This window comes from Vibrio sp. V10_P2A27P122, assembly GCF_963874335.1.
GTDB lineage: Bacteria > Pseudomonadota > Gammaproteobacteria > Enterobacterales > Vibrionaceae > Vibrio > Vibrio anguillarum.
In genome coordinates, this window is the sequence record NZ_CAWNHY010000036.1 from 1 (window position 1) to 9,550 (window position 9,550).

General features: G+C 44.9%; 8 protein-coding genes. 6 read left to right on the plus strand and 2 right to left on the minus strand.

Going from position 1 to position 9,550, the window contains the following annotated elements:
• Positions 1-807 (plus strand): transketolase family protein (locus AACQ17_RS02320; RefSeq protein WP_276206490.1); only part of this gene is annotated, 807 nt, incomplete at its 5' end.
• A gap of 63 nt (positions 808-870) precedes the next feature.
• Here AACQ17_RS02320 and AACQ17_RS02325 read toward each other — a convergent pair.
• Positions 871-1,773 carry a LysR family transcriptional regulator gene (locus tag AACQ17_RS02325; RefSeq protein WP_019282284.1) on the minus strand — a complete coding sequence of 301 codons (903 nt, stop codon included), beginning with the start codon at positions 1,771-1,773 and terminating at the stop codon, positions 871-873.
• A 142-nt stretch (positions 1,774-1,915) separates the two neighbouring features.
• On the opposite strand from AACQ17_RS02325, the gene AACQ17_RS02330 reads away from it, so the two are divergent.
• The 5 genes from AACQ17_RS02330 (at position 1,916) to mscS (ending at position 8,795) form a co-directional block, all read left to right on the plus strand.
• Complete coding sequence (locus tag AACQ17_RS02330; RefSeq protein ID WP_094128465.1) at positions 1,916-3,871, plus strand: ligand-gated channel protein; 1,956 nt, start codon at positions 1,916-1,918, stop codon at positions 3,869-3,871.
• Positions 3,872-4,070: 199 nt separating this feature from the next.
• On the plus strand, positions 4,071-5,096 hold the full coding sequence (gene epd, locus AACQ17_RS02335; RefSeq protein WP_026027970.1) for an erythrose-4-phosphate dehydrogenase: 1,026 nt from the start codon (positions 4,071-4,073) through the stop codon (positions 5,094-5,096).
• A gap of 148 nt (positions 5,097-5,244) precedes the next feature.
• Complete coding sequence (locus AACQ17_RS02340) at positions 5,245-6,408, plus strand: phosphoglycerate kinase (RefSeq protein WP_026027969.1); 1,164 nt, start codon at positions 5,245-5,247, stop codon at positions 6,406-6,408.
• A gap of 153 nt (positions 6,409-6,561) precedes the next feature.
• Positions 6,562-7,638, plus strand: a complete 1,077-nt coding sequence (gene fbaA / locus AACQ17_RS02345) for a class II fructose-bisphosphate aldolase (protein WP_013857804.1) — start codon at positions 6,562-6,564, stop codon at positions 7,636-7,638.
• 293 nt (positions 7,639-7,931) lie between these two features.
• On the plus strand, positions 7,932-8,795 hold the full coding sequence (gene mscS / locus AACQ17_RS02350) for a small-conductance mechanosensitive channel MscS (protein WP_026028483.1): 864 nt from the start codon (positions 7,932-7,934) through the stop codon (positions 8,793-8,795).
• A gap of 74 nt (positions 8,796-8,869) precedes the next feature.
• Here the strand turns inward: mscS and AACQ17_RS02355 are convergent, their stop codons facing one another.
• The gene (locus AACQ17_RS02355) at positions 8,870-9,502 is read right to left on the minus strand and encodes a LysE/ArgO family amino acid transporter (RefSeq protein ID WP_017049516.1); all 633 of its coding nucleotides are present in this window, start codon (positions 9,500-9,502) and stop codon (positions 8,870-8,872) included.
• Between the last annotated feature and the right edge of the window lie 48 nt (positions 9,503-9,550).

The following is a 9,550-nucleotide window of genomic DNA, read 5'->3' on the forward strand; positions in this document are numbered from 1 at the left end:
GCGGAAGATTTCTCGGGTAACTACATTCACTATGGTGTGCGTGAATTCGGTATGACGGCCATCATGAATGGTATCGCGCTGCACGGTGGCTTCGTTCCTTACGGCGCAACCTTCCTGATGTTTATGGAATACGCCCGTAATGCAATGCGTATGGCCGCGCTGATGAAGATTCAGAACATCCAAGTCTACACTCATGACTCGATTGGCTTGGGTGAAGATGGCCCAACCCATCAACCGGTTGAGCAAGTGGCTTCACTGCGTTTGACACCGAACATGAGCACATGGCGTCCGTGTGACCAAGTGGAATCAGCCGTCGCATGGAAGTTGGCGATTGAGCGTAAAGATGGCCCATCAGCGCTGATTTTCTCTCGTCAAAACCTAGCGCAGCAGCCACGCAGTGAAACGCAAGTTGCGGATATCGCGAAAGGTGGTTACATCCTAAAAGAGTGCGCTGGTCAGCCTGAGCTTATCCTGATTGCCACTGGCTCTGAAGTTGAACTGGCGGTAAAAGCCGCAGAGCAACTTACAGCAGAAGGTAAGAAAGTGCGCGTAGTTTCGATGCCATCGACCGATGCGTTTGATAAACAAGACGCAGCTTACCGCGAAGCCGTACTACCAGCAGCCGTGACTAAGCGTATTGCAATTGAAGCAGGTATCGCCGACTTCTGGTACAAGTACGTTGGTTTTGGCGGCAAGATCATCGGTATGACTACCTTTGGTGAGTCAGCACCGGCGGATCAACTGTTCAAAATGTTCGGCTTTACGACTGAAAACGTGGTGAAACAAGCACAAGAGCTGCTTGCTTAAGTCTTCTTATTTTTAATGCAAAAGCCCAGCGAGTCATTCGCTGGGCTTTTTTGATCTTGATGTTTATGGTGCTTTCCATTCCTCAGGACAGGCTTGACGTAGCGCGTCGATAAACAGACGCAGTTTGAGCGGATGTCTGCCTGCTGGATAATGACAACTAATTTCAGTGGGTGGCGACAACCATTCTGGCAAACATGCTTGCACACTGTTTGGGTGCGCTTGTTCAAAGCCTTTGGCAAACCATGTCGGCAGTAAGCCGATGCCTCTTCCTTTGGCTATTGCATCCGCTTGCATAGCTAAATTATCACTCTGCAAGCGGCTTGTGAGCGCAGGTAAAAGATAGCTGCCGTGAATAGGATGGATGAGAGCCAAAGCTTCTTGGCGAAAAGCGATAAAATCAATCCAAGGATGTTTGACTAGATCTTGTGGATGCTCTGGCATGTCGTTATTGGCAAGATAGTGTGGCGACGCATAAGGTGAATATTGCCAATGGCCGAGCAATTCACGTCTCCAGCCTTGTTGAGCAAACGGGCCAATCCAAATCAGTAAATCAGGCTCAAGATGAGACTCTTCTGCCACATATTGGCTGTAGAGTCGAATGTTGATTTCGGTGTGGGTTTGCATGAATTCATCCAATACATTGCTCAACCAGCCACGAATTAAGTTCGGATGAACCACCAAGGTCATTTCACCGCTGATTTGGTTATTAAACTCTTGCAGTGCTTCATGGCTTTTTTCTGCTAATTCAAGCAGTTGTTCTGTATAAACTGCAAAAACTTGCCCAGCTTTAGTCAAAGTTAGACGGTTGCCTTGCCGAGCAATTAAGGCTTGTCCGAGATCGTTTTCCAAAGACGCCAAACGTCGACTGAGGGTGGACTTAGGCTGTTCCAGCGCTTTCGCCGCCGCAGTCAGGCTTTTGTATTGACAGAGAGCATGGAAAGCTTTGATCGCACTGAAATCATGCATAAGTAAAATGGCCTTTTAATCTAATCATCACTGTGTTCCATATTCGGTATCGACCATTCCATCTGTCTATCTATCTCAATCATCAAAATTATGAATAATCCACTCCTGAAATTAATAATCATTATCATTTAAGGAGTGGTACATGTCCAGACTCAATCCGCTGAATGTTGCAATTACTGCAGCGCTCGGGTTATTCACCTCATCACACGTGTTCGCTGAAGAAATTCAATCTTATGAGAAATTAGTGGTGACGGCGGCTGGTTTTGAACAAACACAAGCGCAGGCTCCAGCGAGTATCAGTGTGATTACACGAGAAGAGTTGCAATCACGTTATTATCGTGATGTAACCGATGCACTGCGCAGTGTGCCGGGCGTGTTGGTGACTGGAGGTGGTGACAAAACAGACATCAGCTTGCGCGGTATGAGTTCAAACTACACCTTGATGTTAGTCGATGGTAAGCGTCAATCTTCACGTCAAACTCGACCAAATAGTGATGGCCCAGGTATTGAGCAGGGATGGATGCCACCACTGCAAGCCATTGAACGAATTGAAGTGATTCGTGGCCCAATGTCGACTTTGTATGGTTCAGATGCCATTGGTGGTGTGATCAACATCATCACACGAAAAGATAATCAAGAGTGGTCAGGCAGTGTTCAGTTGGATACGGTTTTCCAAGAAAATCGCGATTCTGGCGATCAGAACAGCGTCAACTTCTTCCTGACAGGGCCACTGGCCGACAATCTTTCTCTGCAAGTTTATGGACAGAGTACCGAACGCGATGAAGATAAGATTGAACGTGGCTACCAAGACAAAAGCTTAAAAAGTTTAACTTCAAAGTTGAACTACCAACTTAATGAGCAGCATGATCTGACTTTTGAAGTGGGCACTTCCGCACAAGATCGCCGAGGCAATGTAGGGTTATCCGTGCCAACGACAGGTTGTAAAGGTGGGTGCGAAGACAGCTTAAACGAATACCGTAGAACCTATATTTCCCTTTCTCACCAAGGGGATTGGGGCGACTATGGTGTGTCGGATACTTATGTCCAACGTGAAGTAAGTAACAATAAAAGCCGTGAGATGGAGATCATCAATACGGTGGCTAAATCAAGCTTAGTGGTGCCATTGACTAACAATACGGCAACCGTAGGCATTGAGGCTTCACATTCAAAGTTAGAAGATTTTACCTCAAATAAAGCCTCTGATTTAACTCAGATTGAAAGCACTCAATGGGCGGCGTTTGTTGAAGACGAGTGGCGCATGACCGAGTCATTTAACCTAACCTTAGGTGGCCGTGTTGACCACGATGAAAATTATGGTTCTCATTTTAGCCCAAGAGCGTATGGCGTGTGGACCATCAATCCAGCGTGGATTCTGAAAGGTGGCGTGGCCACGGGTTTCCGTTCACCGCAGCTCAGAGAAGTCACGCCAAATTGGGCGCAAGTGAGTGGTGGCGGTAATATCTACGGCAACCCAGATTTAAAACCCGAAACTTCAATCAACAAAGAGTTGGGGTTGATGTACCAAAATGGAGCGGGTCTTAACGCGAGTTTGACTTTCTTCCATAATGATTTCAAAGACAAAATTACCCGTGTTGTGTGCCCAAGTAACGTCTGTACTGCAGGCCCGAACGAGTGGGGCTCTGATCCCACTTATCGAGTGAACGTTGATGAAGCGTACACGCGTGGGGTTGAAAGTACGCTCGGTTTGCCTATCACAGAAACGGTTTATTTCAACGCGAGCTATACCTTTACTGACTCAGAGCAAAAAACCGGAAAATATCAAGGTATGCCACTTGAGCAACAACCTGAACATCGCTTCAGCGCTGATATTGATTGGCAAGCGACTGACAACTTGAGCAGTTGGTTGAAGCTGACTTATCGTGGAAAAGAGAGCAACCCAGTCACTGGTCCTTCTCGTAGCAGCTTGATTGAGCCAGCTTATCAGTTCATCGATACTGGCATAACTTACGCGCTTTCTTCTCAAGTAAGCTTGAAAGGTGCGATTTACAATCTACTCGATGAAGAAATTTCATACCAAGAATATGGCTATGTAGAAGATGGACGTCGTTATTGGTTAGGTATTGACGTTAACTTTTAAACCATCAATACCGCAAATGAAATGGCTCCCGTTTGGTGAGCCATTTTTTATGGTCACCTTTCTTGTCGTAGCCGCCGTTGCTTGTACCTTGAGTCTGTTTAGAAACGGAATCTTTTGCGACAACTGATGGCTTGGGGTGTTGCTCTTGGTCGCTATCGGTTACTATCTGTACCACGAAAAAAGTTAAGACGATGGAATGATGCTTAAAGTCGCGATCAATGGTTTTGGGCGTATCGGGCGCAACGTGCTGCGTGCGATATATGAAAGTGGAAAAAGTCAGCAGATAAAAGTGGTGGCGGTGAATGAGCTGGCGCTACCTGATGCCATGGCGCACCTACTGCAATACGACACTACTCATGGTCGATTTGGTAAAAAGATCACCAATGATCAAGAGCATATCTATGTTCATCATGGGCTGGATGAGTATGACTCGATTCGAATTTTGCACCTTAGTGAAATCAAACTTCTGCCATGGCGCGATTTAGGCGTTGATATTGTGCTCGACTGCACGGGTGTGTACGGCTCAAAAGCCGATGGTTTGGAGCACATTGAGGCAGGCGCAAAGAAGGTACTCTTTTCACATCCAGGCTCACATGATCTCGATAATACAATCATTTATGGGGTCAACCATGAGACGCTAACCGCAGAACACCGCATTGTGTCAAACGGATCCTGTACTACCAACTGCATTGTACCGATTATTAAAGTGCTTGATGAAGCGTTTGGTATCGATTCAGGAACCATTACCACCATTCACTCGTCAATGAATGATCAACAAGTGATCGATGCCTACCACACCGATTTGCGTCGAACACGTTCTGCAAGCCAATCCATCATTCCAGTGGACACCAAGTTGCACAAAGGAATTGAAAGGATCTTTCCGAAATTTTCTAACAAATTTGAAGCGATATCAGTGCGCGTACCGACAGTTAATGTCACCGCGATGGATTTGAGTGTCACAATTAATACAAATGTGAAAGTTAATGACGTAAATCAAACCATTGTTAACGCATCTCAGTGTACATTACGTGGCATTGTTGACTATACTGAAGCTCCGCTTGTTTCCATCGATTTTAACCACGATCCCCATAGTGCGATTGTTGATGGTTCACAAACAAGAGTGAGCAACGGGCAGCTTGTTAAAATGCTCGTTTGGTGTGATAACGAATGGGGCTTTGCGAATCGCATGCTGGATACGGCACTCGCAATGCAAGCATCCGAGTAGTAGCAGGATGATGGAGATTTATTTATTTTCAAGCTTGAAATAAATAACCCAAATCTCCATATCGATAACCAGTTTGAAGAATTTATAGGCTCGGCAAGGTTGCCGGGTTTCCAAAAACTTTATTTATTAATATTTGAGAGGACAAACCATGTCTGTAATCAAGATGACCGACCTGGACCTAGCAGGTAAACGCGTATTTATCCGTGCTGACCTAAACGTACCAGTGAAAGATGGCAAAGTAACTTCTGATGCACGTATTCTTGCATCGCTACCAACAATTCAGCACTGCCTAGCGGCGGGCGCTAAAGTGATGGTTACTTCTCACCTAGGTCGTCCAACTGAAGGCGAATACGCGGAAGAGTTCTCTCTACTACCAGTGGTTAATTACCTGAACGACGCGCTAGATTGCGAAGTGAAACTGGCAAAAGATTACCTAGATGGCCTAGAGCTAAACGCAGGTGAGCTTGTTGTTCTAGAAAACGTTCGCTTTAACAAAGGCGAGAAAAAGAACGAAGAAGAACTATCTAAAAAGTACGCCGCTCTTTGCGACGTATTTGTGATGGATGCATTTGGTACGGCTCACCGTGCACAAGCCTCAACTCACGGCATTGGTATGCAAGCACCTATCGCTTGTGCTGGTCCACTATTGGCAGCAGAACTTGAAGCACTAGGCAAAGCCATGGATAACCCAGAGCGTCCATTGGTAGCTATCGTTGGTGGCTCAAAAGTATCTACTAAACTAACGGTTCTAGAATCGCTATCTAAAATTGCTGACCAACTGGTTGTTGGCGGTGGTATTGCTAACACTTTCATTGCAGCAGCAGGCCACAACGTAGGTAAGTCTCTATATGAAGCAGACTTGCTTGAAACGGCTAAAAAGTTGATGAAAGAGTGTTCTATTCCAGTAGCAACAGATGTTGCTTGTGCAAAAGCCTTTGATGAAAACGCAGAAGCGGAAATCAAAAACGTGGCGGATGTTCAAGATGACGATATGATTTTCGACCTAGGTCCAGACTCAACCGCACAACTGGCTGAAATCATCGCTAACGCAAAAACCATTCTATGGAACGGTCCTGTTGGCGTATTTGAATTCAAAAACTTCGAAGCAGGTACAAAAGGTATCTCTGAAGCGATTGCGAAATCTGCAGGTTTCTCAGTGGCTGGTGGTGGTGACACACTAGCGGCAATCGACAAGTTCGGTATCAAAGCCGACGTATCTTACATCTCTACTGGCGGCGGTGCATTCCTTGAGTTTGTTGAAGGTAAAGTACTACCAGCGGTTGAAATGCTAGAAGCACGCGCGAAAGCTTAATGACTAATGAAAGCGGGAGTGATTCCCGCTTTCTTGTTTGCTGCACGTGTGTTTTTATTCTGATAGAATGACGCCAGTTGTGAGCAAACGTTTGCAAGAATTTAAACTTAACTGTTTTATTTTTAAAACGATAGAAAAAATAGGATCAAATCCATGTCTAAGATCTTCGATTTCGTAAAACCAGGCGTAATTTCTGGCGATGACGTACAGAAAGTATTTGAAGTTGCAAAACAAAATAACTTTGCTCTTCCTGCAGTAAACGTAGTGAACACTGACTCTATCAATGCGGTTCTTGAAGCTGCATCTAAAGTGAAAGCGCCAGTGGTTGTTCAGTTCTCTAACGGTGGCGCGGCTTTCTTTGCTGGTAAAGGCGTTAAACTTGCTGGTCAAGGTGCACAAATCCTAGGTGCGGTTGCTGGCGCGAAATATGTTCACGCTGTAGCAGAAACTTACGGTGTGCCTGTTATTCTTCACACTGACCACGCTGCGAAGAAACTACTTCCTTGGATCGACGGTCTACTAGACGCAGGCGAAGAGTTCTTCGCTCAAACTGGTAAGCCTCTATTCTCTTCTCATATGCTAGACCTTTCTGAAGAGTCTCTAGAAGAGAACGTTGAAACTTGTGCGAAATACCTAGAGCGTATGGCTAAAATGGGTATGACTATCGAGATCGAACTGGGTTGTACTGGTGGCGAAGAAGACGGCGTTGACAACTCAGACATGGATTCATCTGAGCTGTACACTTCTCCTGAAGACGTAGCTTACGCTTACGAGAAATTGAGCGCAGTGAGCCACCGTTTCACTATCGCAGCTTCTTTCGGTAACGTACACGGTGTTTACCAAGCGGGTAACGTGGTACTGACTCCAACTATCCTACGTGATTCACAAGCGTATGTTTCTGAGAAATTTGGCCTTCCAGCGAACTCTCTAAACTTCGTATTCCACGGTGGTTCTGGTTCTTCTGAAGCCGAGATCAAAGAGTCAATCAGCTATGGTGTTATCAAAATGAACATCGATACTGATACTCAGTGGGCAACTTGGGACGGTATCCGTCAGTACGAAGCTGAAAATCATGATTACCTACAAGGTCAAATTGGTAACCCTACGGGTGAATCTGCGCCAAACAAGAAATACTACGATCCACGCGTATGGCTACGTGCTGGTCAAGCATCGATGGTTGCTCGTTTAGAGAAAGCCTTCGCTGACCTTAATGCGATCGACGTACTATAAGTTCATTTATCTGGACTAAGTGATGAACCCGCTCAATGAGCGGGTTTTTTTATGGCCGAGATTCAGACAAAATGACTGGCGGATTGTTAAAATATTGCTTAACCTCTAACAAGCTCATATCAATGCTTCCAAGTAACTATTTGTTTTGTCAGTGTTTACATAAAACTGACTTTGCAACATAACCAAAGTGAGATATTGTGCCAAAAAACTGACACTCTGCTGTCAGTCGTTTTTTGTCTTTGATGTTCAGTGGTAACAACATTCAAAATGATTTTATAAAGAGGAAATGTAATATGTCAGGTGAATCAATGGGCATCGAAGCTCCATTAGTCGATGGTTTAGCGCAAGCCAATACTTGGCTGACCAATAATTCAGATCTTTTGATACAATACGGCGTCAATATTATTTCCGCTATTCTGATCCTATTTATTGGTAACATTGTTGTTAAAGCTGTCGCTGGAAGTGTTGCCAAGGCTCTGAAAAAGAAAGACATGGACAAAGCAGTTGTTGAGTTTGTTCATGGTCTAGTCCGTTATACGCTATTTGTGGTGGTATTAATTGCCGCTTTAGGTCGCATTGGTGTGCAAACCGCTTCTGTTGTGGCCATTATCGGTGCGGCTGGTTTGGCGGTTGGTTTAGCGCTACAAGGCTCCCTATCAAACTTTGCTGCGGGCGTTTTGATTGTGGCATTCCGCCCATTTAAATCCGGTGATTACGTGGAAGTGAGTGGTACTGCTGGATCGGTTGAATCGATTCAAATTTTTTCAACAGTACTGCGCACGCCTGACAATAAAATGGTGATTGTGCCTAATGGTTCGATCATCAGTGGCCCAATTGTTAACTATTCACGCCATGACACTCGTCGTATTGATTTGGTGATTGGTGTTTCTTATAAGTCCAATCTGCAAAAAACCAAGGAAGTGCTGGCTAAAGTAGTCGCGGCAGAGCCTCGTTTGTTGAAAGATCCTGCACCGACTATTGGTGTAATGGCCTTGGCCGATTCTTCAGTCAATTTTGTGGTTCGCCCTTGGGTGAAAACGGCAGAGTATTGGGCTGTTTATTTTGATTTGTTACAAGCCATCAAAGAAGAGTTGGATAAAGAAGGTATTGAGATCCCATTCCCACAAATGGATGTTCATCTGAATAAAATGAATTAATTCATTTTCAATCAAGTGAAAAGGGCATGAAATGATTATTCAGTTTATGCCCTTTCTTTTTGTTGGTTATATACTTACACCAGATATTGAATTGCCAGCCCTTTTGCAAGGATAAAGGCGATGCTAAACATCATTGCGGCCACGGCCATGTCTATTCCTTTCTTCACGTTAGGCTTTGAGAGCGTCGGCCCCAGTTTCGCAGCACCAATTGATAAAGAATAAAACCATACAAAAGAGGCCATCATGGTTCCTAGCGCAAACGCGATGCGATCATGGCCTTCAAACTGACCACCAATCGATCCCAAAATCACAACCGTATCTAAGTATAAATGTGGGTTAAGCACAGTAACGGCTAACGCGCCCAAAATAACCGTTCGTTTACCACGTGCGATCACTTCGCCATCCGATTCATTAGTGCTTGTTGAAGTGAAGGCACTCCTTAAAGAAAGAAATCCATAAAATGAGAGAAAAGCAACACCGCCTAAGGTAACCGAGGTCAGTAAGATTTCGTTACTTGAGAGTAGGGCACCGCCACCAAATATACCCAGAGAAATAAAAATCACATCCAGTAGACTACAGATGGTCGCCGTCGTTAAGTGGTGATTGCGCTTAATTCCTTGGTTTAGCACATAGGCATTTTGTGCACCAATAGGAATAATCATCGTTGCACCTAATCCAAAACCTTGTAGCAAAATCCACACATTCACAGCTCACCTCATCGTAATAATTCAATACAGTGAGCGCACAATAGCGAG